The 26,684-nt window shown below is 58.8% G+C and carries 24 protein-coding genes; 13 read left to right on the top strand and 11 right to left on the bottom strand.

Features of this window, described 5'->3' with window-relative positions:
- Nucleotides 1-3: 3 nt before the first annotated feature.
- Nucleotides 4-540 carry a gamma carbonic anhydrase family protein gene (locus tag AAGD24_RS00155; protein WP_041332737.1) on the bottom strand — a complete coding sequence of 179 codons (537 nt, stop codon included), beginning with the start codon at nt 538-540 and terminating at the stop codon, nt 4-6.
- A gap of 207 nt (nt 541-747) precedes the next feature.
- On the opposite strand from AAGD24_RS00155, the gene prlC reads away from it, so the two are divergent.
- Nucleotides 748-2,793 carry an oligopeptidase A gene (prlC, locus tag AAGD24_RS00160; RefSeq protein WP_305936339.1) on the top strand — a complete coding sequence of 682 codons (2,046 nt, stop codon included), beginning with the start codon at nt 748-750 and terminating at the stop codon, nt 2,791-2,793.
- A 61-nt stretch (nt 2,794-2,854) separates the two neighbouring features.
- Nucleotides 2,855-3,103 (top strand): YheV family putative zinc ribbon protein, encoded by a 249-nt coding sequence (locus AAGD24_RS00165; RefSeq protein ID WP_007152953.1) that lies wholly within the window; start codon nt 2,855-2,857, stop codon nt 3,101-3,103.
- A gap of 351 nt (nt 3,104-3,454) precedes the next feature.
- On the opposite strand, the gene AAGD24_RS00170 is transcribed toward AAGD24_RS00165, so the two are convergent.
- Entirely contained in the window at nt 3,455-4,777 is a 1,323-nt protein-coding gene (locus tag AAGD24_RS00170; RefSeq protein ID WP_041332741.1) for a Na+/H+ antiporter family protein, read from the bottom strand.
- A gap of 106 nt (nt 4,778-4,883) precedes the next feature.
- Nucleotides 4,884-5,120, bottom strand: a complete 237-nt coding sequence (locus AAGD24_RS00175; RefSeq protein ID WP_041332743.1) for a DUF1653 domain-containing protein — start codon at nt 5,118-5,120, stop codon at nt 4,884-4,886.
- A gap of 160 nt (nt 5,121-5,280) precedes the next feature.
- On the opposite strand from AAGD24_RS00175, the gene AAGD24_RS00180 reads away from it, so the two are divergent.
- Nucleotides 5,281-7,080: a diguanylate cyclase gene (locus AAGD24_RS00180; RefSeq protein WP_227664902.1), complete on the top strand. Its 1,800-nt coding sequence runs from the start codon at nt 5,281-5,283 to the stop codon at nt 7,078-7,080.
- A gap of 2 nt (nt 7,081-7,082) precedes the next feature.
- Here AAGD24_RS00180 and AAGD24_RS00185 read toward each other — a convergent pair whose 3' ends face one another.
- From AAGD24_RS00185 to AAGD24_RS00215, 7 genes are all read right to left on the bottom strand, one after another.
- Nucleotides 7,083-7,469: a DoxX family protein gene (locus tag AAGD24_RS00185; RefSeq protein WP_036211832.1), complete on the bottom strand. Its 387-nt coding sequence runs from the start codon at nt 7,467-7,469 to the stop codon at nt 7,083-7,085.
- Nucleotides 7,470-7,535: 66 nt separating this feature from the next.
- Nucleotides 7,536-7,976 (bottom strand): group 1 truncated hemoglobin, encoded by a 441-nt coding sequence (locus tag AAGD24_RS00190; protein ID WP_036211834.1) that lies wholly within the window; start codon nt 7,974-7,976, stop codon nt 7,536-7,538.
- A gap of 17 nt (nt 7,977-7,993) precedes the next feature.
- The gene (locus tag AAGD24_RS00195) at nt 7,994-8,875 is read right to left on the bottom strand and encodes a DUF3034 family protein (protein ID WP_036211837.1); all 882 of its coding nucleotides are present in this window, start codon (nt 8,873-8,875) and stop codon (nt 7,994-7,996) included.
- Nucleotides 8,872-11,247 carry a bifunctional diguanylate cyclase/phosphodiesterase gene (locus AAGD24_RS00200; protein ID WP_305936338.1) on the bottom strand — a complete coding sequence of 792 codons (2,376 nt, stop codon included), beginning with the start codon at nt 11,245-11,247 and terminating at the stop codon, nt 8,872-8,874. Before AAGD24_RS00200 ends, AAGD24_RS00195 begins: the two co-directional genes overlap by 4 nt.
- Nucleotides 11,247-11,909, bottom strand: coding sequence for a methylamine utilization protein (locus AAGD24_RS00205; protein ID WP_379866168.1), 663 nt, complete (start codon nt 11,907-11,909; stop codon nt 11,247-11,249). Before AAGD24_RS00205 ends, AAGD24_RS00200 begins: the two co-directional genes overlap by 1 nt.
- A gap of 22 nt (nt 11,910-11,931) precedes the next feature.
- Complete coding sequence (locus AAGD24_RS00210) at nt 11,932-12,579, bottom strand: hypothetical protein (protein WP_036207815.1); 648 nt, start codon at nt 12,577-12,579, stop codon at nt 11,932-11,934.
- Nucleotides 12,580-12,780: 201 nt separating this feature from the next.
- Entirely contained in the window at nt 12,781-14,052 is a 1,272-nt protein-coding gene (locus AAGD24_RS00215; RefSeq protein ID WP_305936337.1) for an MATE family efflux transporter, read from the bottom strand.
- A 263-nt stretch (nt 14,053-14,315) separates the two neighbouring features.
- Here AAGD24_RS00215 and coxB point away from each other — a divergent pair, with 263 nt between their 5' ends.
- The 3 genes from coxB to AAGD24_RS00230 all read left to right on the top strand — a co-directional run bounded on the left by coxB (nt 14,316) and on the right by AAGD24_RS00230 (nt 18,078).
- A complete protein-coding gene (coxB, locus tag AAGD24_RS00220) occupies nt 14,316-15,440 on the top strand; it encodes a cytochrome c oxidase subunit II (RefSeq protein WP_075196382.1) in 1,125 nt (374 codons plus the stop codon).
- Nucleotides 15,441-15,542: 102 nt separating this feature from the next.
- Nucleotides 15,543-17,129 (top strand): cytochrome c oxidase subunit I, encoded by a 1,587-nt coding sequence (gene ctaD / locus AAGD24_RS00225; protein WP_075196381.1) that lies wholly within the window; start codon nt 15,543-15,545, stop codon nt 17,127-17,129.
- 61 nt (nt 17,130-17,190) lie between these two features.
- On the top strand, nt 17,191-18,078 hold the full coding sequence (locus AAGD24_RS00230; RefSeq protein ID WP_075196380.1) for a cytochrome c oxidase subunit 3: 888 nt from the start codon (nt 17,191-17,193) through the stop codon (nt 18,076-18,078).
- Between the two features lie 9 nt (nt 18,079-18,087).
- Here AAGD24_RS00230 and AAGD24_RS00235 read toward each other — a convergent pair whose 3' ends face one another.
- On the bottom strand, nt 18,088-18,291 hold the full coding sequence (locus AAGD24_RS00235; protein ID WP_007152938.1) for a twin transmembrane helix small protein: 204 nt from the start codon (nt 18,289-18,291) through the stop codon (nt 18,088-18,090).
- A gap of 50 nt (nt 18,292-18,341) precedes the next feature.
- On the opposite strand from AAGD24_RS00235, the gene AAGD24_RS00240 reads away from it, so the two are divergent.
- From AAGD24_RS00240 to hrpB, 7 genes are all read left to right on the top strand, one after another.
- On the top strand, nt 18,342-19,082 hold the full coding sequence (locus AAGD24_RS00240) for an SURF1 family protein (protein WP_305936336.1): 741 nt from the start codon (nt 18,342-18,344) through the stop codon (nt 19,080-19,082).
- Nucleotides 19,069-19,713, top strand: coding sequence for a hypothetical protein (locus AAGD24_RS00245; RefSeq protein ID WP_051946976.1), 645 nt, complete (start codon nt 19,069-19,071; stop codon nt 19,711-19,713). Before AAGD24_RS00240 ends, AAGD24_RS00245 begins: the two co-directional genes overlap by 14 nt.
- Before the next feature lie 24 nt (nt 19,714-19,737).
- A complete protein-coding gene (locus tag AAGD24_RS00250) occupies nt 19,738-20,844 on the top strand; it encodes a heme A synthase (RefSeq protein ID WP_369810871.1) in 1,107 nt (368 codons plus the stop codon).
- Nucleotides 20,841-21,764, top strand: coding sequence for a heme o synthase (cyoE, locus tag AAGD24_RS00255; protein WP_036207795.1), 924 nt, complete (start codon nt 20,841-20,843; stop codon nt 21,762-21,764). Before AAGD24_RS00250 ends, cyoE begins: the two co-directional genes overlap by 4 nt.
- 22 nt (nt 21,765-21,786) lie before the next feature.
- Nucleotides 21,787-22,455 carry an SCO family protein gene (locus tag AAGD24_RS00260; RefSeq protein WP_305936335.1) on the top strand — a complete coding sequence of 223 codons (669 nt, stop codon included), beginning with the start codon at nt 21,787-21,789 and terminating at the stop codon, nt 22,453-22,455.
- Nucleotides 22,456-22,539: 84 nt separating this feature from the next.
- Nucleotides 22,540-23,751: a YbfB/YjiJ family MFS transporter gene (locus AAGD24_RS00265; protein ID WP_278592352.1), complete on the top strand. Its 1,212-nt coding sequence runs from the start codon at nt 22,540-22,542 to the stop codon at nt 23,749-23,751.
- 286 nt (nt 23,752-24,037) lie between these two features.
- Entirely contained in the window at nt 24,038-26,530 is a 2,493-nt protein-coding gene (hrpB, locus tag AAGD24_RS00270) for an ATP-dependent helicase HrpB (RefSeq protein WP_379866174.1), read from the top strand.
- Nucleotides 26,531-26,684: the final 154 nt, after the last annotated feature.

Consider the following 26,684-nt stretch of genomic DNA (forward strand, 5'->3'; position numbering starts at 1 on the left):
CCACTAAACCTCATTGAGATAGTCGTCCTTGAGTTTGACGTAATTGGCCGCGGTATACTTGAAGAAGGTCTTTTCCTGATCCGACAACGCCCGGGCCTGTTTGCAGGGTGACCCAACGTACAGGTAACCGGACTCCAGGGTTTTGCCCGGCGGCACCAGGCAGCCAGCAGCGACAATCACCTCGTCCTCCACCACGGCGCCGTCCATGATGATGCAACCCATACCTACCAGCACCCGATTACCAATGGTGCAGCCGTGCAGCAGCGCCTTGTGGCCAACGGTCACGTCATCCCCGATCTGAAGTGGATAGCCACCGGGGTTATAATCACTGGCATGAGTGATGTGCAGCACCGACCCATCCTGAATGCTGCAGCGGTTGCCGATGCGAATCTTGTGCATGTCGCCGCGCACCACGGTCATCGGCCAGATAGAGACGTCATCCCCGGTCTGGACATCCCCGATGACTACTGCGCTTGGGTCAATCCAGGCGCGTTCTCCAAATTGTGGCGTGTTACCCTTGTGTGTTCGTACATTCGACATTACATATACTCTTGAAATGGATTATTGCTTGTGGGGAAGGAGTCTCTGGGTGAGGCCTTTCCAAAACACGCTCAGGCACATCCATGTGGCGCTTGAGCTCCGCCATCCATGGCTCCGCACAGTTTTGGAAAGGCCTCACCCAGAGACTCCCCAAGCGTTGGAGTTACTTCAAATTACATCAGACACCCGGAGCTGAGAAGGGGACTTATGAATAACCCGTTATTGACCGACGACCTGTTGCCCAAGTTTGACCATGTTCGCACCGAGCACATGGAACCGGCAATCGACCAGATTCTCAGCGAGAACCGCGTGAAAATCTCACAACTGGCGCAGCAGGACGAACCCACCTGGGAAACCCTGGCGCAACCGATGCAGGCAACCGAAGACCGGCTGGAAAGAGCCTGGTCGGTGATTTCCCACCTGAACGGTGTGATGAACAGCGACGACCTGCGCAAAGTGTACAAGAACTGCCTGGAAAAGCTCACCGAGTACAGCACCGAGCTGAGCCAGAATGCTGAGCTCTGCGAGGCTTACAAGAAGCTGGCAGCAAGCGACCAGTACAATGAACTCAGCGAGGCACAGCGTAAATCCGTGGACAACACCCTGCGGGACTTCCACCTCGGTGGCGTCGATCTGCCCCAGGAAAAGAAAGAGCAGTACGCCAATCTGTCGATGGAGCTGTCGGAGCTCTCTAACCGTTTCAGCGACAACGTTCTGGATGCCACCCAACACTGGTTCAAGCACATCACCGATGTGGAAGAGCTGGCGGGTGTTCCTGAGAGCGCACTCGATGGCGCCAGGCAGGCAGCACAACAGAAGGATCTGGACGGCTATGTGATCACCCTGGATTTTCCCAGTTTTTACCCCGTGATGACCTACGGTGACAACCGCGACCTACGCCGTGAGGTCTACGAAGCCTTTGTGACCCGAGCGTCCGACATGGGCCCGGATGCAGGCACCTGGGACAACACGCCAGTGATGGCGGAAATCCTCAAGCGTCGTCACGCTATGGCTCAGTTGCTCGGATTCGACAATTACGCCGAGCGCTCCCTGGCCACCAAGATGGCCCGCAATGTGGACGAAGTGCTGGACTTCCTGAACCAGCTGGCGGCCAAGTCCAAACCCATTGCCGAGCGGGAGTTTGCCGAGCTGAAGGCCTTCGCCAGGGACACCCACGGTGTTGAGGACCTGCAGGCGTGGGACATCGGCTACTACAGTGAAAAACTGCGCCAGGAACGCTACGACATTTCCCCGGAAACCCTGCGCCCATGGTTCCCGGTGGACAAGGTGGTCCCGGGCCTGTTTGCCGTGGCCGAGAAGCTGTTCGACGTGCAGATTGAAGCCAAACCAGACGTAGAAACCTGGCACCCGGACGCGACCGCCTATTGCATCAGCCGCAATGGCGAGCCCCTGGCCTGGTTTTACCTTGACCTGTACGCTCGCCAAGGCAAGCGTGGCGGCGCCTGGATGGCGGACTGCCGGGTACGCTGGCGAAACCTGCGCGGCCAATTGCAACTGCCGGTGGCCTTCCTGACCTGTAACTTCACGCCGCCGGTGAACGGCAAGCCGTCACTGCTGACCCACGATGAGGTCACCACGCTGTTCCACGAGTTCGGGCACGGCCTGCACCACATGCTCACCCAGGTGGATGTGCTGGACGTATCCGGAATCAATGGCGTTGCCTGGGACGCCGTCGAGCTGCCCAGCCAGTTCCTGGAAAACTGGTGCTGGAACCCCGAGTCCCTGGCCCTGATCGCCTCGCACCATGAAACCGGTGAGCCGCTGCCGGACGACCTGCTGCAAAAGCTGCTGGCGGCCAAGAACTTCCAGTCCGGCATGGCGATGGTGCGTCAGCTGGAGTTTTCGCTGTTTGATTTCCGCCTGCACGCGGAATTCACCCTGGATGCCCCCACTAACCCGCTGGATATGCACCGCAAGGTGCGTAGCGAGATCGCGGTGGTGGAAGCACCGTCATTCAACCGCTTCCCCAACAGCTTCTCCCACATCTTTGCGGGAGGGTACGCCGCGGGTTATTACAGCTACAAATGGGCCGAGGTGCTGGCGGCGGATGCGTTTTCGCTGTTCGAGGAGAAGGGTATCTTCGATCCGCAAACCGGCAAGGCGTTCCTGCAGAACATCCTTGAAAAAGGCGGTTCCCAGGAACCGATGGAACTGTTCAAGGCGTTCCGTGGCCGTGAACCGGAGGTGGGTGCGCTGCTGAAACAGACGGGTATTACTGAAGACGCGGCTTAAGCCGATATCACCCGGTCAGTGTTGTGGCTGGCCGGGTTCTGGAATTGTTGGAGTTTTAACCATGGCGACCCCCAAACGTTTTATCGCCGGCGCTGTCTGTCCCCGTTGTGCGGAGATGGACAAAATCATGATGTTTACCACCGACGACGATGATCAGGTTCGCGAGTGCGTGGCCTGCGGTTTCACGGATGCGGTGTCTGATACCCCGGAGCCGACCAATCCCGAACTGGAAACCCGGGTGAACAAGCTCGGCAACGAAGATGATCATACCGTTAAGCAGGTGGTGTTCTTTTCTTCCAAGGATGATTGAGGCTTTGGAGTTTGCCTTCCTGTTGTAGCCTGCTGGTTTTGGAGGCCTGGACGGCGTCGTGGTGCTTTCTTCTGGGAAAAAGAACTCGCTGCGCTCAGACACCTTTTTCCCGGCAGAAAGCACCTCAACACCCTCCGGTTTGAACCACACGGATATCGCCGTTCGAGTCGAGCTCACGGCTTTCTCTAGGCGATATTGACGCGGTTCGTTCGTGAGGGGGTAGGGGGATTTTTACTCGCCAGAAATGGGTGTCTGAGCGCAGCGAGTTCCATTTCAAGAGCAAAAACTCCCCCTGCCCCCTCGCAGCCCCCACACCAACCAGGCTAGAAAAGGAGGGCAAACTCCAAAAGCCTAAAGAACCATAGCCGCCAACCACCCAAAGCCCAACAACGGCAGGTTGTAGTGCAGGAACGTCGGCACCACCGTATCCCAGATGTGGTTGTGCTGGCCGTCGACGTTGAGGCCAGCGGTAGGGCCGAGGGTGGAGTCCGAGGCCGGGGAGCCGGCATCGCCCAGCGCGCCGGCGGTGCCGACCAGGGCCACGATGGCCAGGGGGCTGAAGCCCAGTTCCAGGGCCAGCGGCACGTAGAGGGCGGCGATGATGGGGATGGTGGAGAAGGATGAGCCGATGCCCATGGTGATCAGTAGGCCGACGACCAGCATCAGCAGGGCGGCCAGAGCTTTGTTGTCGCCGATGGCAGAGACGGAGCCCTCCACCAGAGTGGCGATGTCACCGGTTTCGCGCATGACTTCCGCAAAGCCGGAGGCGGCGATCATGATGAAGCCGATCATTGCCAGCATTTTCATGCCTTCGGTGAACAGGTCGTCGGCTTCTTTCCATTTCACCACCCCGGACAGGTTGAACAGTACAAAGCCAGCCAGCGCCCCGAGGATCATCGAACCCAACCACAGTTGAACCACGAACGCCGCCACGATGGCGACCAGGGCCATCAGCAGCGTGCCGCCGTTGTAGGTCACATCCACCCGTTCGGTGCGGGCAATGGCGTCCAGATTGTAGTGTCGGTCGCCGCGGTAGCTGAAAAAGACGGCAACGAGAAGTCCACAGAGCATGCCGAGTGCTGGCAAGGCCATGGCGGACATGACATTGAGATCAGTGGCGTCGATGCCGTTGTCACCCACGTTCGCCAGCAGTATTTCATTGAGGTATATCCCTCCGAAACCCACAGGCAGGAACATGTAGGGTGTGATCAGGCCGAACGTCAGCACGCAGGCCACCAGGCGGCGGTCCATGTTCAGTTTGGCCATCACATACAGCAGTGGCGGTACAACCAGAGGAATAAACGCAATGTGAATGGGCAGGATATTCTGGGACGACATGGCAATGGCCAGTAGCAGGCCAACGATCAGCAGGCGGATGCCGCCAGCGGCTTTGCCGTTGTCCTGCCGGCCCACCAGGTTCAGGGCTTTGTCCGCCAGGGCATGGGCCAGGCCGGATTTGCCGATGGCAACGGCGAAGGCACCGAGGGTGGCGTAGGACAGGGCAACGGTTGCGCCGCCTCCCAGGCCCTCGTTAAACGCGGCAATGGTGGCGTCCAGTGACAAGCCGCTGATCAGGCCGCCGGCAACGGCACCGATAATCAGGGCAACAACAACGTGGATGCGGCACAGGCTCAGTACGAGCATGATCGCTACCGCAGCAACAACGGCATTCATGGCAGACTCCGGGATGTCGGGGATGGCTTTCAGCGCCCCGGAGGTGGGGCGGTTCAGGAAAGCGCGCTAATGTGCCGGAAACGCGTGCTGCAGTCAAAAATCGTGTTTACGTGTGGTCGTCAGCCACGTAGGTAAACCGGGGAACGTCCTCGCCAGCGACTTCCACGGTTTCCTGGAACATCGCCAATGGTCGTACCCATAGGCTGTAGTCGCCGTACAGGCAGCGATAAACGACCATCGGTTCCTCGGTTTCGCTGTGGCGGGCCACGCCGATAACGTCATAGTCCCTGCCTTTGTAGTGGCGGTAGCGGCCAGGGCGTAGCTCTGATTTCTTATCGGTCATCGTGTTTCTCCATACGTAGTTGATAACTACGTATTTTTGAGGCGGACTTACTCCCAGTAAACGTCTAGACTGTCAGGAAGTAAACGCAAGGAGGCATTGGGACTGACTGTTGGCATCGACAGTTTAGTTGAGTTTTCCTGTTCCGGGTAACACGGCCACTATGAGCACTTTTTCAGTTTGCCGACTGGTGCGGATACTGTTGCTGGCGCTGACCATGGCCGCGGGCCCTGCCTACGGTGAAAGGGCATCGTTTGCCTGGTTTGAAGCATCGGGGCCGGAGACGGATGTGGAGGATATCCGTGGCCTGGCGGAAGCGCAATGGCAACCAGTTGCCCGTAAACAAACCCTGAATTTTGGCTTCACCAAAAGCACCTATTGGCTACGAGTTGAGGTGCCTGCTGAGCCGGTTAACCGGGTGCTGGAAATCGGCTATCCCCTGTTGGACGATGTGCGGGTCTACTGGTATATCGGGGGCGAGCAGGTGGAACGCCATGTCACCGGGGACAGTCGCAAGTTCGGCTCCCGCCCGATTTACCACCGCAACTTTGTTTTTCCGGTACCTTCGAACAGCGACCCCACCACAGCGTATGTCCGTGTTCAGAGTGAGGGGGCGGTGCAGATCCCGGCCCAGGTTATCGAGTCGGCGGACTTTCTGGCGCGTGAGCAACTGGACTACGGCTGGCAGGCGGTTTTCCTGGGCATCATGATTGCCATGGCCCTGTACAACCTGTTTGTATTCGTCATCGTCCGTCAACAGGCCTATCTGTGGTACGTGTTGACGGTGGTTGCTTCTGCACTGGTGTTGCTGAACTTCAACGGCCTGGTGTTCCAGTGGCTTTGGCCGGATTTGCCGATTCTGAACCGTTACTTCACGGCCCCGGCCATATCGGCCAACATTCTGTTTGCGGTGATGTTTGCACTGAACTTTCTCGCCGTCCGAAATTACAGCCGGGTGTCCTACCGCGTGTTGCAATTGGTGGCATTGGTCAGTGGGTGCAGTCTTGTCTACGGCCTTTTCGGGTCTTACCAGAGCTCTACAGCCATCATCAGCGTATTCGCGGCGGTAATCACTCCCCTTACCTGGATTCTTGGCCTGGTCATCTGGCGCAAGGGCCAGGCATTGGCGGGGTTCTACGTGGTGGCATGGACCCCGTTACTGCTCGGGCATCTGGTTATGTCGATCAGTAAAATCGGCCTTATTCCTACCAGCACGGTAACAGAGCTTGCACCCCAGACGGGTGTGGCGCTGGAGGTCATTTTGATGTCGTTTGCCCTGGCGTACAGAATCAACCTTGAGCGCCGCCTCAGGATTGAGGCCCAGGACCATGCCCTGGACATCCAGCTGCAAGCCAACCAGACGTTGGAAGCCCGCGTTCAGGCGCGTACGGAAGAGCTGGAGCAAGTCAATGAGCAACTCAAGGCGGTTTCCATTACCGATGGCTTGACCGGGGTTGCCAATCGTCGCCAGTTTGACGAAAAACTGGAGGCAGAATGGCACCGTGCCCTGCGCCAGGGACATCCCCTGAGTCTGGTCCTGTTGGATATTGATTACTTCAAACGGGTGAACGACAACTTTGGCCATCTGGCGGGGGATGATTGCCTGGTCAGTGTCGCGTGGGTCTGCGCCGCCGAAATCCAGCGCTCAGGAGATTTGCTGGCGCGATACGGCGGCGAGGAATTCAGTGTGCTCCTGCCGGCGACGCCGGAGGCCGGGGCCGCCAATGTGGCTGAACGCTTGCGGGTGGCTGTGGCGGGCACATCGGTTTACGTTGGTGACCACAGCAGCCCATTGAACCTGTCGGTGAGCGCCGGGGTGGCCACCATCCTGCCGGAACCGGGCAGCCGCCCCGAGGACCTCATCGGCAGGGCCGATGAGGCCCTGTATGCCGCTAAGGGCGCAGGGCGTAACCAGGTGATGGTATTCCGGGAGTCGGGCGCAGAGGCCATCGCCGGTTCCTAACGTCAGTTTTTCAGCTTGTAGCGGCCGGGGCCGAGAAAAATAACGGCTACCGCGATGAACAGGAAGAAACCCTGCAGCTCCAGTGCCCAGCCGCCGTGATTGCCCAATGTCATCAGTTCATGGCTGTGTACCAGCGCTATGGCCACCAGCATGTTGAAGGCGATGAGTAAGGCGCCGATACGGGTCTGGTAGCCCAGGATCACCATTAATGGTGCCAGCAACTCACCAATGAACACGCCCCACGCGAAAAAGGCGGGAATCCCATGGCTGGCCAGTTGGCCTTCGATGAAGCCCACGCCATGGAACAGCTTGGCGATGCCATGAAACAGCAATAGTCCGCCCAGGGTCAGTCGAACAATCAGTTTTCCCAGATCCGCGTTGTCGAGCAAGGTTTATTCTCCCGTCAGGAAAGGTTTATTGGTCAGCGGGCAAGCTTAACCGGTTTGTCGCCCGGCTCAAAGGTTGCGGATCTGGGGGTACAGCGGCACCAGTTTTTTGATCAGTTGGTTCTGCGCACCCGTGGGTATGCCGTTCTCTTCCATGGCCAGGATGAGGTTCTCAGCCAGGGCATTGAATTGGGTGTCCGTCACGTTCATATCGGCGTGGCTTTCGCGCATTCCGCGCCCGGAATAGGTGCACGGCCCACCACTGAGTTCGCAGAGTTGGTCCGTCAGGTTGGTGTGGAACTGGCGCACGTCAATGCCACGAAACTGATCGTTGATACGCTCGTCTTCGACAATCCGGTAGAGCAGGTCTTCGACGATATCGGCAATGCCGGAACGCTCCCCAAGCTGCTGATAGAGAGAAGTATTCTGTTGACTGGATTCAACCATGGACTGGCAACCGGAGAGGACCAGCAGGGGCAGCAGAACCATGATGATGACGGAATGTTTCATAGTATCCTCCCGGGTTGTCAGAAACTGGCCTGCAGTGACAGGTAGGCACCGCGCTGGTCTTCCAGAGTGGCAACGTCACCAAGATTGACCAGGGCGGCCGTGACCGACAAGCGACGGTCGGGTACCCAGGCTACGAAAACATCCCACCAGTCGTCCTCGGTGGCGAAACCCAGGTTGTCCGGTTTCTGGCGGTATTCGGTACCCACCAGCCACTGGCGGGTCACAAACAACCCGACACTGCCTTCAAACATCGCCTCGTAGCTGTCGTTACGGTCGCCACCGAAACCCAGGAGGCCGCCCTGGTTGGCCTTGGTCCCGCGAACGGTGGCATTGACCAGCAGATTGCGATCCATCACCGCCGCGAAGAAGAGTTTGCTGCCTCCGACGTAGATATCGGTGCCGCTGTCATCTTTGGCGCCGATGGCGTCGGGTACGGTAAACTCGCGGTTGCGTTTGTGCAGAAGCCCGGCTGACCATTGCCCCCAGGGGCTGTAGAGGGCGTCGCCGGCGAGTCTCACTTTGAGCCCGAAAACGTCCTGTACCAGTTCGTCCTCTTCAAGGCCAAAGCCGTTTTTCAGGGTGAACACCAGGCTATCCAGGTCCAGAGTCTGGCGTGCCAGCGTGAGCTCAACACGATTGTTCCAGGTGACGCCTGTCCCGACCACCGACAGGGTATAGTCGTCGGTTTCGGCGCGGGACAGGGTCAGCGTGCCCCCCCACTCTTCATCGCTGGCATAACCGCCGAGCAGGGCCCAGGGTGACAGACCGCCCCCGGCGGCACCCCCGATGGACGTTACCCCACCGGTGGCCCAGAGTCTGCTGCCCGTGTCTGCGAACAGGTTCGCCGATGCCGTTAATGCCAGTAAACCGGTGCCTAGTACCCTGGCCAAGCGTGTCATGACGTGGTTTCTCCTGCGTATCTGAGTTCCTGCTGACGGTCCGTCAGCGACTGTTCTGTCTCCTTCAGGTCGCCAGCGGCGACGGGGCGGCTGAGAAAGTACCCCTGCCCGATCTCGCAGCCCCAGTCCCGCAACAGCGCCCAGCTTTCGGCGTTCTCGATTCCTTCCGCGACAACCCGCAACCCCAGGCCATGGGCCATATCTATGGTGGAGCGCACGATGAGCTGGTCCTGGGGTTCGGTATTCAGGCGCAGGACGAAGGATTTGTCGATCTTGAGTTCCTGCACCGGCAGGTTGCGCAATTGCGACAGCGAGGAATAGCCCGTGCCAAAGTCGTCCACCGACAGTGTGACACCGAGTTGGCGTAAGCGCCGCAGGGTTTCAAAGGCCGTTTCGGGTTCCTCCATCAGGGCGCTCTCGGTTACCTCCAGAGTGATACTGGACATGGGTAACTGCCATTGGGAGAACGCCTCGGCAACTTCCTTGGCGAGTTCCGGGCGGGTCAGGTCGAGCGCCGACAGGTTGATGGCAACACCAATATTCAGGCCCGCGGCGTGCCACTTGCCAGCATCGTTGGCAACACGGCGGAGGATGTGTCGGGTCAGTTCGGTGATCTGGCCGGATTGCTCCGCCAGGAAAATGAATTCTTCCGGCGAGATGAACCCCAGGTCCGGGTGAATCCAGCGCACCAGTGCTTCGGCCTGATGAAAGCCGGCAGACTCCATATCAAGTTTGGGCTGGTAGTTCATATGCAAGCCGTTGCTGGCAATGGCGTGGTGCAGATCAGAGATCAGCTGAAGTTCCCTCAGGTGGTTCTCATCCTGCCCTGGCTGATAATGGGTTACGGGCAGCCGGCTTTTTTGTGCCTGTTCGAACGTGAGGTTCAGGCGCCTGCGAACCTGGTCGGTATCGATGGCGTCCTGGGGTAGCTGCAGCGTAACCATGGTGCAGCGAAGGGAGAACGGAGTGTTGTCGATGAACAACGGCGATTCCACGATTTCGCTGATCCTGGTGGCAAGTTTATCGAGCTCGGATTGCGGCTGGAGACCAGTCATCATCAGGAATTCGGCGCCTCCGGTCCTTGCCAGTGCTGAGCTGCCGGGCAGTGCTTCCTCCAACCTGGCCGACACTGCCTGTAAAACCTTGTCCCCGAACTCGAGGCCCAGAGTGTCATTGACGTCAGAAATATCATTGAGGCGCAGGCCCATCAGGCTGCAGGGGCGGTGGTTGTCGAATTGCTCCCGCAGGCGCGACAGGAAGGCGTTTCGATTGGGTAGCCCGGTAATTTCATCGTGGCTGGCGGCGTAGTGTATCTGCTCCTCGCGGTCCCGCAGTTTGCTCAGCATGTCGCCGAGCGCCCTGCGTAATTCGGCCAGTTCACCGCCGGCGCGGATACGGGGAGGTGCGGGCGTGTGGCCATCGCCGATGGCCTTGGCATAGTCCGCCAGTTGCAGGACTGGTTGCCCCATGTTGCGAGCGATAATGAGCGCAATCAGGGCAGCCAGCACCAGAACGGCACTGACCAGCGTAAGAATTTCCACAGCACGCTCATAGTAGTTGCTGAGACGGGCCTCACGGTTGATTAAGAGCAGCAGCTGCAGGGCCGGCGTTTCGTCCCCGGTCAGGCTTATGATGCGGGTGAAGTAATGTGTACTCTCAAGAAACTGGTCCTCGCCGGACGTCCTGGCCATGGCATTGTTCAGTTCATCGAGCCTCGATGCGTTGATGGAACCCGGGTCGGTAAGAATCTGATAACTGCCTTCCTCACCAGAGGAGGCCCTGAACAACACCTCGGTTCCGCTCAGTCGACCGATAATGTCGGTAAGATCATTGTTGAGGTTAAAACCGGCAATCAGCCATGCCCTTAATCCAGGTGCTTCCACCGGAATGGTGAGCAGTTCAAAGCCGTCCGCACCGAAAACGCTCATCTGGCTGGCAAAGCCTGTTTGTCGCGCCTTGGAGAGCATTTCTGTAACCAGCGGGCTATTGGCAAACGCATCGGGCAGCCCATCGGTGTCGGCAAGGATATGCCCGTCGCTGCCAAGCAAGACGGCAAAATCGGCATTCACCCTTCGGGCCTGATTGGTCAGCGCACTGTCTGTGGTGGCGCGATCTCCGCTGGCGACGGCAGAGCGAAAGCCAAAATCACGGATCACAACGTCCAGCCGGGAAAGAATCAGGCTGGTGCGGCGCTCAAGCACCTCCTCTGCCACTTGCTCGCCGAGACTCAATTGCTCAAGTGCACGTGCCTTTTCATCCTCGAACAGGTAAAGCATCAACAGTGCACCGATGCTCAGGCTGACGATGGCCACCATGGTGACCATGACGGTCACCAAACGTCCACGAAACCCTATTCGGCTAGCGACCGCCATCAAAGCTCCCGGAAACGTTCTTGCAGGCCATCCAGCCTGTCATCACTCGCGGGTTCCGGGGACAATTCCACCGACAGTTCGAGTGATGCAGGGTAGGGTTGCTCAACGGTGAATCGGGCCATACGGGTGTTGTCTGTCAATCGGGGGTGCCATACCTGGAGCTCAATCTTACCGGACCCATCGTCTGCCGACGGCGGAATCTCAACCGTCAAACGGCCCTGTTCATCGGTTCGGCCGGAGGGTGCGCTGTCGGTGACCAGAATAAACGCCTGCATGTGGTCATGGATGTTGCAGCCAATTTCCACCACACCGGTCTTGTCGAAGACAACCGGTTCCGTCGGACGTCCGGCGTATAGCTCAATGTTGAATGCCTTGGCGGGTGAGAATGAGTAGACGTGGTGCTGAGTGTTGTCCTGGTTGGGAAAATCCACTCTGGAATTCTTGGGTATGATCAACGTATGGGGGTGAAAGTTGCGATTTTTTTGGACAATCTCAGCTTCTACGGGGGATTCCGAGAGGCCGTTTTCCAGAATCACCACGGCATTGGCGACCGGCTTTCCTGACAGGTTATCGGTCAGTTGAAGAGGTACGGTGTTGGTCTCGGCGCCGTTGCAGAGAGAGCCTGCAAGCAACAGAAACAGGGTAACGGTCAGCTTGTACATCAATGTTGTTCATCCGTATTTTCTAAAGACCCGCTCCTAACGACAAGCGTATGTGGTTACGGACCAGCAGGTTTTCCCAATAGTGTCTCATCCAGTCCCATGCAACGTTCCTTGTCTGTTCTACGAACGGGTCCAAGTTTAGTTCGTAATAGTCCGGTGAGCCGGCAATCTGCAACACGGTGACGGTGATGGACTGGTCCAGTTCGTTGGCGAACGGTTCGCCGATCAACTGATGCGCCAGCAGATTTGCCCGTGTTGCCTCCACGTCGACCAGTTCGCTGGCGCGGGTGGAGCGGTTGTTCTCGTACATTTCCTCCATCAGGCGGTGGCAGAGATAGGCTCGTATCAGAAGCCCGTCAAGGCCATCATAACGTACCAGAAGAACCGACGGTTGAGTAAAATAACCGATGGCAGCCTCTACAAAAGGCGCAAACAACTCGGCCTTGCCGGCTTCTCTCGCACAGGCTTCCACGCACTCAATCAGTCGTGGCGCCATTTCGATGTACTCAATGGCAAACTGGAACAGGCAGGTCGCCGGTTGGTAACCGTCAATGGTGATGGTGGCAGGCAGCGACGACGCCCTTTCCCGCATCTGCTTGAGAAAGGTGCCGGAACGGGCTTCCTGCCGTCGGGCCTGATCAATGATGTCGAGAACTACCTTTGGTGTCATTTCAGGAGATGCCGGTCTCTGAACGGAATGGGGTCGCAAGGCGCCTCCCGTTATACGCATGGGATCGTCAGGGGCATGGGGAAGCGGCTGGCTACCGCAACATGCCTGCCTTTTCTCACAAGTGTAGACGAGATTTAACAGGCTGCTGTGGTGTGTGCATTAAACCTGAACGTGTTGTCCATGGATTGGCTTCAAGCTTCTTCACTGTTCTGAAAACCAGCGATCGTGCCGCGAATGGCTCAAAAACAGCCAACCCATGGAAATTGCCCGTGCCAGCATCAGGCAGATCAGCGAGAACCACAGTCCATGATTACCCCACCCGGTCGTCAGCCACCAGACCGGGAGGAAGACCACCAGCGCCGAAAACAGCATGGTGTTCTGCATGTCCTGTGTGCGGGTTGCGCCGATAAACACGCCATCCAGAAGGAAGCCCCACACCGAGGCCAGCGGCAGCATCCACAGCCAGGGCAGATAGTCCCAGGCGGTTGCGCGCACTTCCTCGATACCGGTCAGCAAGCCGATGAGGAAGCGCCCGCCAAGAACAAAGGCGACGGTAAACAGCACGGAACCCCACAACGACCACCGGAATGCCACCCGAAAGACGTTTTTGAACTGGCGCCGATTGTTTCTTCCCACCGCTTCACCAATCAGTGCCTCGGCGGCATTGGCAAAGCCGTCAAGGCCGTTGGAAATGATCAGTAGAAAGGTAATCAGCACCGCGTTGGCGGCCAGTATGGTGTCGCCCTGTCGCGCACCCTGTGCGGTGAAGAAGGCCAGCACCAGAAGCAGGGCAATGGTGCGCACCATGATGTACCGGTTGACCTGTAATATTCTGAGGTAGTCCCGCAGCTGCCCGAACAGCGCCCGCTCAAACCCCTGGCCGTCCGGCATGCGTTTCAGCACCATGTAGAACCCGATGGCGGCCGCCGAGTACTCTGCCATCACGGTGGCCATGGCAACGCCCCGGCTGTTCCAGCCAAAACCGGTCACAAAGAGCACATCGAGAACAATGTTGAGCCCGTTGGCCACAATCAGCATGACCATGGGGCCCCGCGCGTACTGGGTGCCTATCAGCCAGCCCACCAGCGTGTATTGGCAGAGCACGGCCGGCGCGCTCCAGATACGGATGCTGGCGTACTCTGCTGCCAGCGCGGCAACACGTTCACTGGGGTTCATCAGAGTCAGGCCCAGTTTGATCAACGGCTGATGGAACAGAATCAGCAACAGGCCGATACCGATAGCCAGCAACACGGAGCGTAGCAGCAGGGCAATCTGCGCAAACTCATCGCGTTTGCCCCAAGCCTGGGCAGCCAGCCCCGTCGTGCCCATGCGCATAAAGCCAAAGGTCCAGTAGAGTATGCTGAACAGGTTTGCGCCCACCGCGACAGCCCCCAGATATTCCGGTGTATCGAGGTGTCCCAGCACGGCCGTATCCACAAGCCCCAGCAGCGGCACAGTGAGATTGGTGAGCATCAGTGGCCAGGCCAGCGCCCAGAGCCTGCGGTCGGTGGTGGCGAGTTGCGGAGCGGATTCTATGGGAATGAGAGGCTTTCCTTCTTTAATACATTTATGGGTGGACGGACTTTCGCATTTTTTTGATCTGTGTCTATACTGGGTTGTGTATTATCCATAGCAGACTTCCACCCTGACTTGGATAGTGTGTGCGAGCACTGTCTGGAACAGGGGGATTGGACGCAAAATCCGACAAGAATAACACTCTGTGGAGACACAGTATTATGCGCGTGCACGCTAAGCGGGCAGGTGTCCTCTTGGGCGGGCTTATGACGCCAGCGTTGTCCATGGCGGACTGGACGCTGAACATGAGTCCCGGGGTCACCGGTACCAGCAATGAAATCTTCAGCCTTCACATGACGATCCTCTGGATCTGCGTTGTCATCGGCATCGTGGTGTTTGGGGTCATGTTCTGGTCCATCTTCGCCCATCGCAAGTCCCCGGGCCGAAAACCGGCAAACTTTCACGAGAATACCCTGGTCGAGATTCTCTGGACCATCATTCCCCTCGTGATTCTGGTGGTAATGGCGATTCCTGCCACTGCAACGCTTGTGGACATGTACGACACCAGCGAAGCTGACGTAGACATCAAGGTCACCGGCTATCAGTGGCGCTGGAAATACGACTACATAGAGGATGATTTTGGATACTTTTCCAATATCACCACCAGCGATGACGAAATCTACAACCGCACCGAGAAAACCGAGAACTACCTGCTCGAAGTAGACAACCCGATGGTAGTGCCTGTTGGAGCGAAAATCCGCCTGTTGGTCACCGCCAATGATGTTATCCACTCCTGGTGGGTGCCTGCCTTCGGCGTGAAAAAGGACGCCATTCCCGGCTTTGTGAACGAAACCTGGACCAGGGTCGACGAGCCCGGTATCTATCGTGGTCAATGCACCGAGCTGTGTGGCGTAAAGCACGGTTTCATGCCTGTGGTGGTCAAGGCGGTGCCTCAGGACGAATACGATGCCTGGGTGGCTGAGCAGAAGGAGGCGGCCCAGCGTGAGCGTGAGCTGACCGAGAAAGACTGGACCCTGGAGGAGCTGATGGCACGTGGCGAAAAAGCCTATGCCAGCGCGTGTGCTGCCTGCCACCAGGCGGACGGTAGCGGTGCGCCGCCAGCATTCCCGGCTCTGAAGGGCAGTAAAGTCGTGACCGAAGACATGCAGGCGCATATGGATATTGTTGTAAACGGCGTTTCCGGCACCGCCATGCAAGCGTTTGGCGGTCAGCTGAGCGAAGTCGACCTCGCAGCGGTCATCACCTATGAGCGGAATGCCTGGGGTAATGACACCGGTGAAATGGTGACGCCAAAAGAAGTCTTCGAGTACAAGAATCAGGAATGATGAACCGGGTGGGGTGGAGCGAAGGCTCCAGTCCACCCTATCCAATGACGCCAGATTAATGACATCACCAGCCTGAATATACGGCGGTAACGGGGGTTTTTCATGAGTGCGGTTGCAGATACCCACGCCCAGGACGATCATCACCACGGCCCCGCAAAGGGCTTTTCTCGGTGGCTGCTGACGACCAACCACAAAGATATCGGGTCCATGTACCTGATATTCAGTTTTGCGATGTTCCTGCTCGGCGGAACCATGGCCATGGTGATCCGGGCGGAACTGTTCCAGCCTGGCCTGCAGATTGTTGAGCCGGAATTCTTTAACCAGATGACCACCATGCACGGTCTTATCATGGTGTTTGGTGCGGTGATGCCGGCCTTCGTTGGCCTGGCGAACTGGATGATTCCATTGATGGTGGGTGCCCCGGACATGGCGCTGCCGCGAATGAACAACTGGAGCTTCTGGCTCCTGCCCTGCGCGTTCCTGATTCTGGTGTCCACGCTGTTTATGGAAGGGGGGGCGCCCAACTTTGGCTGGACCTTCTACGCGCCATTGTCGACGACCTATGGCCCACCGAGCACCACGTTCTTTATCTTCGCCGTTCACATCATGGGTGTGTCGTCGATCATGGGTGCTATCAACGTGATCGCCACTATCCTGAACATGCGGGCACCAGGCATGACGCTGATGAAGATGCCCCTGTTCGTCTGGACCTGGCTGATTACGGCGTTCCTGTTGATTGCCGTTATGCCGGTGCTGGCCGGCGTCGTCACCATGATGCTGATGGACATCAACTTCGGCACCAGCTTCTTTGATGCCTCCGGCGGTGGTGACCCGGTACTGTTCCAGCATGTGTTCTGGTTCTTCGGGCACCCCGAGGTCTACATCATGATCCTGCCTGCGTTCGGGGCGGTGTCCCACATTATTCCGGCGTTCTCCCGCAAGCCGTTGTTTGGCTACGCCTCGATGGTATATGCGGTGGGCGCCATCGCCCTGCTGTCGTTTGTGGTCTGGGCTCACCATATGTTCACTGTCGGCATTCCCATCGCCGGTCAGCTGTTCTTCATGTATGCGACCATGCTGATTGCCGTGCCCACGGGCGTGAAGGTGTTCAACTGGGTGGCGACCATGTTCCGGGGGTCACTGACCTTCGAGGCGCCGATGCTGTTTGCGGTCGCCTTCGTCATCCTGTTTACCATCGGCGGTTTCTCCGGCCTGATGCTGGCCATTGCACCGGCTGACTTCCAGTATCACGATACCTACTTCGTGGTAGCACACTTCCACTACGTACTGGTACCGGGCGCCATCTTCGGCATCTTTGCCTCGGCGTATTTCTGGCTGCCCAAGTGGACCGGCCATATGTACGACGAAACACTGGGCAAGACGCATTTTTGGCTGTCGTTCATCGGTATGAACCTGGCCTTCTTCCCGATGCACTTCCTCGGTTTGGCGGGTATGCCGCGGCGTATTCCGGATTACGCGCTGCAGTTTGCCGACTTCAACATGGTGTCCAGCATTGGCGCATTCATGTTTGGTGCCAGTCAGATCCTGTTCCTGGTGATTGTGGTCAAGTGCGTCAAAGGCGGTGAAAAGGCCTCTGCCCAGCCGTGGGACGGTGCCGAAGGCCTTGAGTGGACAGTGCCCTCTCCGGCGCCCTACCACACCTTTGCCACGCCGCCGGAAGTGAAGTGAAACAGAGGCTGACTGGCGCCCACAACAACAAACGATAACGGATAAGCCATCGGAGATTGTCATGGCGGAAAACCAGACGTACTACGTTCCGGAACAGAGCAAGTGGCCGATTGTCGCCACCGTCGGGCTGGGGGTTACCCTCTACGGCGCGGCGGCCATTATGGTGAACGGCCAGCAGGGTGAGAGCACCACCGGCTCCTGGGTGATGTTCTTGATCGGTTCCCTGATCATGGCCTACATGCTGTTTGGATGGTTCGGGACCGTCATCAAGGAAAGCCGGTCAGGCCTGTACAGCCCACAGATGGATCGTTCCTTCCGCTGGGGTATGAGCTGGTTCATTTTTTCCGAGGTCATGTTCTTCGCGGCTTTCTTCGGTGCCCTGTTCTACACCCGGATGTTCGCGGTGCCCTGGCTTGGCGGTGAAGGCGACCGTGGCAGTTCCAATATCCTCTGGGAAGGTTTCCAGGCGACATGGCCGCTGATCAACAATCCTGACCCCGACGCTTACCCGGCACCGGAAGGCATTATCGGCCCCTGGGGTTTGCCACTGATCAACACCATTCTGCTGGTGACGTCGTCCTTTACGGTTACGGTTGCGCACCATGCCCTCAAGGAAGACAACCGCAAGAAGGTCAAACTCTGGCTGAGCGCCACCATTGCGCTGGCGCTGATCTTTGTGTGTGTCCAGGGCTATGAATACGCTCACGCCTATCAGGATCTGAACCTGACCCTGCAGTCCGGCATTTATGGCAGCACCTTCTTCATGCTGACCGGGTTTCACGGCGCCCATGTGATACTGGGTACCCTGATGCTCACGATCATGTTGATCCGCATACACAAAGGCCATTTCACCGGCGATTACCACTTTGGTTTCGAGGCGTCGGCGTGGTACTGGCACTTCGTGGATGTGGTCTGGCTCGGGCTGTTCGTCTTCGTTTACGTGCTCTGACGACGCGCGTCAGGGGGTCGGATTCAGGGTCAGGCCCCCTTGCCATACCGAAATCAGAATGACTGCCAGCAGCAGTACGCTGAGGGCGACCCGCAACGCCAGGGAATTCAGGACACGGTTCGTTTTCCCGCCATCCCGGATCAGGAAGAACAGACCGCTGAACAGGCTCACCAGAACGGCCAGCATGAGTACGACAATGAGAATCTTCAGCATGGGAAATCCTGTAAACGGGAATGTAGATCCAGAGCCCACTATAGCAGAGCATGTCTGATCCAACCGATCGTTCTCGTCGCCAATGGCACTTCGATTGGCGCCTGTTGGTGTTCGCCGGCTTCTTTCTGCCGGTACTGTTAGGCCTGGGGATCTGGCAGCTGGAGCGAGCAGGAGAGAAACAGGCCCAGCTTGAACAGTGGCAGCACCAGGCCGGAAACCTGAGCTGGTCGCAACATCTGGCGGCCGGCCTCGAAGCCGGGCAACCGGTGACACTGTCCGGCCGTTACAGCGAGGTATCTTGGCTCCTCGATAACCGCACACGCGATGGCGCGCCGGGCTATGAGGTACTGACCCTGTTCCACCCGGTTCAGGGCCGCCCGGTGGTTGTGAATCGCGGTTGGGTACAAGCTCCCCGGCGACGTGATCAACTGCCCGATGTCAGTTATCCGTCCGGAGAGCTTAGTGTGAAGGGGCGGTTGAGTGAGTTTCCGGAACCCCCGGTGCTCAAGTCCGTGCCATCTGACAAAGCGGGCTGGCCGAAGCGAACACAGTCGCTGTCCCACGGGCAGGCTCGGGAAATTGAGAATGATGTTGCCAGCCTGGTACTCAGGCTTTCCGGGCCGGAGCAACCTGGCGCCTACCGCGCCGACTGGGCTCCAGACCGGATGGGGCCACAAACCCATTATGGATATGCGGTGCAATGGTTTTCACTGGCCATCGCGCTGGTTATATTGACGGTCGTAGCGAGCTATCGCAAAACAGGAGTCCGTAATCACAATGACAACGGCTGAGCGCATGGACCAGAAAGACCCGGACGACAACGTCTCTCCAGAGCAGGTACGCCGCGGCAGGCGAACCGCCCTTTTACTGTTTGCCATCGGTTTCGGCCCGATGATTTTTGCCACTATCATGTACTACACCGGCTGGCTGAATCCTGCCGGCAATAGCAATAATGGCGAGCTGATCCAGCCGCCGGCGCCCCTGGCTCAAATGCAGCTTCAGGGAGCCAGCGGCAACCCGCTTGTCGACCGCTTTGGCCCTGACGAACCCGACGCCGAATGGATGATGGTGGTGGTTTCCGAGCAATGCGCCTCGGAGTGTGAAGAGCTTCTGTATCTGGCGCGCCAGGTCAATATTGCCCTGGGCAAGAATGCTAACCGGGTAAATCGTTCGGCCTGGCTCGGCACTATCCCTGACGATCTTTCGGCTCGCTGGAGCGACGAATACAGCTCCATGGAACGGCTGAGTATCCTGGAGGGCCGCGCTCCGAAATGGCCGTCCGGCATCAACCCGGAGCACCAGCCACGGATTCTGCTGGTGGACCCCTTTGGTAACGTGATCATGCACTACGGCACCGAACACACGGGAAAGGATATGCTGAAGGATCTGAAACACCTGTTGAAGCTGTCACAGATCGGCTGACCATCAGTAACCGGAGATGCCCCGTTGAACACCACCCAACCCCGTCTTTCCCGCCCGGCCCACCTCATGGCGCGCTGGTCGCTACTGGCCACCCTGCTGGCGGTGGTCGTCATCATGCTTGGGGCCTGGACCCGATTGGTGGACGCAGGCCTTGGCTGTCCGGACTGGCCCGGTTGTTACGGGTTTCTGACGGTGCCCCATGATGAGTCGCGGATGGCCATCGCCAATGCGCGCTTTCCCGACACGCCCGTCGACGTGGAAAAAGGCTGGCCTGAAATGATCCACCGATACGCCGCCGGCACGCTGGGGCTGGTGGTGTTTGGCCTGGCAGCCTACGCGTTCCGTCATCGTCGTGACGGCGTGCCGCTTCGGCTGCCACTGTTTATTGCTGCCTTCATTCTGCTCCAGGGCGCCTTCGGCATGTGGACAGTGACCCTGAAGCTCTGGCCGCAGGTGGTTGCCCTGCACCTGTTAGGGGGCTTTACCACCCTGAGCCTGCTGACACTGCTCACGCTTCGCCTGCGCCGTAGACCGCAACCTGAAGGGGAATCACCCGGCGCAGGCCGGCCCCCCGGGTTGCGCCGTTTCCGGCCGTGGCTATACGGTGGTCTGGCGCTGGTTGTTATGCAAATTGCCCTGGGGGCCTGGACAGCGGCCAACTACGCGGCTGTGGCCTGTACTGACCTGCCCACCTGCCAGGGCGAATGGTGGCCGGCTGAGATGGACTTCCAGCATGGGTTCGATGTCACCCAGCATGTGGGGCCGAATTACCTGGGCGGGCAGCTAACGGCTGACGGTCGTGTCGCCATCCATGTCAGTCACCGGCTGGGAGCGATGATAGTGCTTGCGTACTTCACGGTTTTTCTGGCATTACTGTGGCGCAGGACAAAGCGAACACCACTGGCGTGGCATGTGCAGCTGGTGGCCGTGGCCCTGGTTGCGCAGATTGCGCTGGGCCTGGCCAACATCGTGTTTCATATACCTCTGTCAGTGGCGGTGGCGCACAACGCAATGGGCGCAGGGCTTTTGCTGGCAGTGATCAATCTGCTCTGGCGATTTCATCAACAGGCCCTGCCAGAGGCAGCAAAAACAGAACCTACAACAACAATCGAGCGAGAGGTGACGGCATGAGCGAGCACGTAAAGGCACTGCCGGCGCAGGGAACGACCAACGAGTCCGCTGCCGCGGGCATTTCCTGGCGGGATTTTCTGGAGCTGACCAAGCCCACTGTGGTGGCGATGATGATCCTCACCTCAGTCATAGGCATGCTACTGGCCACACCGGGCGTGCCGGGTTGGGAGGTTATGCTCTACGGTAACCTGGGCATCGCCCTGCTGGCGGGCGCGGCAGCCGTGGTCAATCACGTGGTGGATCAGAAAATCGACACGGTCATGGCCCGTACCCGCAAACGGCCCGTCGCCACCGGGAAAATCTCGCCGCTGGACGCACTGCTGTTCGCAACCGTGCTGGCGGTTGCCGGCATGGTCATCCTGGTGTGGCAGGTGAATGCGCTGACAGCCTGGCTGACCCTGGCGTCACTGGTGGGGTATGCGGGCGTCTACACCCTGTTTCTCAAGCGTATGACCCCGCAGAACATCGTTATCGGTGGCCTGGCCGGCGCGATGCCGCCTTTGCTGGGTTGGACCGCGGTGACCGGGCAGGTGGAAGGCCACGCCCTGCTGCTGGTGCTGATCATCTTCGCCTGGACCCCACCGCATTTCTGGGCACTGGCCATCCATCGCAAGGAAGAATACGCCAAGGCCGGTATTCCCATGCTGCCAGTCACCCATGGCAACAAGTACACAGAGTTACATATACTCCTGTACACCCTGATGCTGCTTGCTGTCAGCCTGCTGCCGTTTGTCACCGGTATGTCTGGCGTTATCTATCTGGTGGGTGCACTGGCCCTCGGCCTGCGTTTCCTGCAGTATGCCGTACGGTTGCTCAGAGGTGATGACCGTCGTGTTGCACTCAACACCTTCAAATATTCCATCACCTATCTGATGGCCCTGTTTGTGGTGCTGCTGGTCGACCACTTTGTGTTTTTCTGAATGCTGATTTACCGGAGATTTCATGGACCGTTCGATTCGCCTGACGCTGATCCTGCTGCTGTTGGTTGTCGTGCTGGTCTTCGGGCTGGTGGTTGGACGGCAGGTGTTGCTGGTCGGAAATGACCAGCCTTCACCACCGCCGGAACTCAGCAGTATCAACGCTTACGTGTACGAAAAAAGTCGTAAGCTTGCAGAGTTCGAGCTGCTTAACGAACAGGGCGAAACGGTCACCGGGGACAGCCTGCAGGGCAAATGGACGTTTGCTTTCGTTGGCTATACCAATTGCCCGGATATCTGCCCGGCCGCCATGGCGACCCTGCGCAAAACCGACAAGATGCTGTCGGAGGAGCTGCCGCAGCCAGAGTTCCTGCTGATCTCTGCAGACCCGGAACACGATACGCCCCAGAGACTGAAAGACTATGTGGGCTTTTTCGGCGACGACTTTCACGGCCTGACTGGCAACATTGAGACACTGAGAGAGCTTGCCAGAAGCATGAACGCGGTTTTCTCCCATCGTCAGGTGGATGGTGAACGGCTGGTGGAACACAGCGGGCATTTCACACTGATCAACCCGGACGGCGAAATGACCGCCGTGCTTCAGCCACCCCACAAGCCGGAAGATCTGGTTGAGGCCTATCGTGAAATCTATGAGTGGGCCCGGGAAAATCATCCGCGGGCGTCCCAGTCATGACCTCGCTCTCCTGCGCCTTGAGTCGGCTGACTTCCTGATTGCACTGACTTAGACTGCCTACCGGCTTTCCCCTGGGGTTCTGTGATGCCAAATTCCCATCCTTCCTGCACACCGCCGCGGGATCTTTATCTGGTCGTGGTAGCGGGTGCCATCCTGTTGCTGGTCACCCATGGCCTGGGCCGTTTCATCTACACGCCGCTACTGCCTTATCTGGTGGACGATGGCCAGATCACCGCCGGACAGGGTGCCGCTGTGGCGACCTGGAACTACCTTGGCTATCTGCTTGGCGCCTTGCTGGCCATCCGCTGGCACACCATCAGTCACATTCGCCTGCTGCTGCCGGCCTCCCTCGCGGTTCACCTGTTGACCACCCTTGCGATGACGCAGACTGACCACCTTGTGGCCATGTCCGCCGCCCGCCTGTTCAATGGCATCGCCAACGGCGTTGTCTTTGTCCAGGCTCCGGCGTTGATCCTGGAATGGCTGGTGCTGCGCAACCGCGCTACGCTCAGTGGGCATCTCTACATTGGTGTAGGCCTGGGCCTTTTGGTATCAAGTGGCCTGGTCAGCTCCAGCGCCCACTGGCTTGAGGGGACTGAACGCTGGTGGCCTGCCGTCGTGCTTTCCATCCCCCTGGCCTGGTGGGCCACGGCGCGGTTACTCCGACTGGACGTACCGGTGAGGGCGCAAAGCGACGGCGAAACCCCGCCGGGAAAATCGCCCCTGTTTGACCGGGCAAGTGTGCCCCTGTTTCTCTCCTACGCCGGGGCTGGTCTCGGTTACATACTGCCGATGACGTTCTTGCCATTGCTGGCCAAGGACCAGTTACCGGCCGACCACTGGCTGCTGGATGGCGCCTGGTTCCTGGCGGCTGTGGCGACGATCCTGTCACCCTCGATATGGAACTATCTTGGTGCAAAAATCGGCGATCTCCCTGCATTGCGCATGAATTTCGTGGTACAGCTTGCCGGCGTCCTGGCAGCAGTGATCTTGCCTGGTGCCTTGGGCCTGGCGGTTTGTGCCGCCCTGGTGGGCAGCACGTTCGTGGGTACGGTGATGCTCACCCAACGCATCGGCCGGGCCCTGCATCCGCACCAGGGGCCGCGACTGTCAGCGGCAATGGTGTCGGTCTACGGCTTCACCCAGATGGCCGGCCCGTGGCTCACCAAGCAATGGCTGGAAGCCGGCGGCACCCTGACCACAGCCTTTGGCATCGGGGTGGTGGCGTTGGCTCTTGGAGCAGTGTTTGCGTTTTTTGTGCCTTTGCCTGGGGGGGCTGGCAGGACTGATCGTTAGGGGGGGCATGAGAGTGGGGTGGCGGAAAATAATTCCACCACCCCACTCTCATGTAACTGGCAGTTGTCGCGTCTGTTGAGGTAAGCGCATCAACGTTTCGCGCAAAACAAGTTTAGACCATAGTACCCTTTGGAGAATTACGGGAGTTACCTAAGGGTGTGGGTGTGTTTTATTTTTCAATAAAGAAAATGGTGTCCGAGCAAAGCGAGTTCATTTTCATTTGAAAAATAAAACACACCCACGCCCCTCCCCCAACCCAACCAGTCCTGAACACAGCCAAAAACAAATGCTCCCAATCAACAACATCATCCCGGACCTCCTGAACACCCTGGAGTCCCAAACAACCATCCTGCTACAGGCACCACCGGGCGCCGGTAAAACCACCAGGGTGCCACTGGCCCTGATGGATGCTGACTGGCGTGAGGGCCGGAAAATCCTGATGCTCGAGCCCAGGCGGCTGGCGGCCAGGTCCGCGGCAAGGTACATGGCCGGGCAGATGGGGGAGAAGCCGGGCCAGACCGTTGGTTATCGCACACGGCTTGATACGCGGGTGACGTCTGCCACGGTGATAGAAGTGGTCACCGAAGGTATTCTCACGCGGTTGATCCAGAACGATCCAGCGCTGGAAGACTACGCCGTTGTGATTTTCGATGAGTTTCACGAACGGTCATTGCAGGCTGATCTTGGGCTGGCGTTGGTGCGGGAAGCCCGCCAGGCCTTGAGGGAGGACCTGCGGATCATCGTCATGTCCGCCACGTTGGATACCGCACCCATCGCCCGGTTGCTGGGTGATGTGCCGGTGCTGAGTAGTGACGGCCGGGCGTTCCCTGTGGAGGTGGCGTATCGCCCCATTCCGCGTAATGGCCGGATCGAGCAACAGGTGGTGTCCGTTATTCATGAGGCACTGGCGGATCAGAGTGGGTCGTTGCTGGTGTTTCTTCCCGGTGCGGGCGAGATTCGTCGGGTTGAGCGTCAGCTTCAGAACCAGACAGGCAATGATGTGATCGTGGCACCGTTGTACGGCAACCTGAAAAGCGTGGAGCAGGACCGGGCCATCGCGCCGGCGCCCGAAGGTTACCGCAAAGTGGTTCTGGCCACGGCTATTGCCGAATCCAGTCTCACCATTGAAGGCGTGCGCGTCGTCATCGACAGCGGTCAACAACGCCGGGCGGTGTTTGATGCCAACAGCGGTATGACACGGCTGGTGACGGGCTGGGTGTCGAAAGCGTCTGCGGAGCAGCGCAAGGGACGGGCCGGGCGTATTGAGCCTGGCGTCTGTTACCGGCTGTGGAGCGAGTCCGCCCAGTTTGGTCTGGCCGAGTTCACCCCGCCGGAAATAAAGGAAGCGGACCTGGCACCCCTGGTGCTGGAACTGGCGCAATGGGGCGCGCGGTCGCCGGATCAGCTGGACTGGATTGACCCGCCCCCTGCTGCGCACTGGCAGCAGGCTGTGGCGTTGTTGCAGTGGCTGGATATGCTGGATGCCGACAGCGCCATTACCGAACATGGCAAGGCGGCGCGGGACATGGGCGTTCATCCACGGCTGGCGCACATGATTCTACGCGGACGGGACATTGGCCATGGCTATCTCGCGGCCGAGTTGGCGGCGCTGCTGGAAGAACGGGATCTGGCGGGCCGATCAGCCGGGGCGGATATGCAGGAGCGGGTCAGGATGCTGCGGGGTTCTGGCCCGCGACAGGGTGTGGATACCGCCAGGGTGATATCGATCACCAAGTCGGTGTCCCGCCTGGCTGGAGGTTTTGAACGACCCCAGGCAATGCCCACTGACGATGAGGTAGGACGCGTGCTCGCACAGGCCTACCCGGACCGGATTGCCCGTAAACGGCGGGGCGAAGCACCGCGATACCAGCTCAGCAACGGTCGCGGCGCAGCCCTTCGCAGCGACGACCGGCTGGCTCGCTATGAGTGGCTGGTTGCAGCTGAACTGGACGGCAAGGCCAGGGAGGCTACGATTTATCTTGCTGCACCGGTTACCCCAGCGGTGCTGGAACAGGATCTGTTCGGTCACATTGAAGAGTACGAGGAGGCGGTCTGGGACGAGCGACGCGGAACCGTGGTGGCCCGTCGCGTCCGAAAACTGGGGCAGTTGGAGCTGGAGGAAACAGCCTTGCCGGCCCCGTCCCCGGAACTGGTGCAGCAGGGGCTGCTCGCCGCCGTGCGCAAGAAGGGCCTTGGGAGCCTGCCATGGACGCCGGCGGCGGAGCAGTGGCTTGCCCGGGTCACCCTGCTGGCAGAATACTTTCCCGGAGAATGGCCAACGGTCAGCGAGCGCTGGCTGACAGATAACCTGGAAACCTGGCTTGGTCCGTTCCTCGCAGGGATGACCCACTGGCGTGACCTGGACAAGCTCAATCTGATCCAGGCTCTTGCCAGCCTGCTGGAGTATCCGCAACAACAGGCACTGGAAGACCTGGCGCCCACCCGCCTGACGATCCCAACCGGCCAGTCCGTGGCGCTGGACTACACCGCAGATAACGGCCCGGTATTGGCGGCCAAGCTCCAGGCCCTGTTCGGCTGGACCAAAACTCCTACGGTTGCCGGAGGCCAAGTGCCGGTGGTGATCCACCTGCTGTCCCCAGCCCAGCGCCCTCTGGCCGTCACGGCCGACCTGGCAAGCTTCTGGCAGAACGCCTACCCGGAGGTCCGCAAGGACATGCGCGGTCGGTATCCCAAGCACCCCTGGCCGGAAGATCCCCTGACGGCGGATGCGAGTCAGGGGACTAAGAAGCGTCCTCCCCGCTCTATTGGCAAAGGGTGATGTCGTTACGAAAAGCGAGGGTTTGGCGGTGCTTTGATTTCGAGCTCTCCGACAAACCCAGGAAAAATCAGGGTAAATCGTCGCGACAACTGTTGTTAACTAAGGGTATGGGGGTGTTTTATTTTTCAATAAAGAAAATGGTGTCTGAGCGCAG

The organism is Marinobacter sp. M5B (assembly GCF_042604615.1).
Lineage (GTDB): Bacteria > Pseudomonadota > Gammaproteobacteria > Pseudomonadales > Oleiphilaceae > Marinobacter > Marinobacter salarius.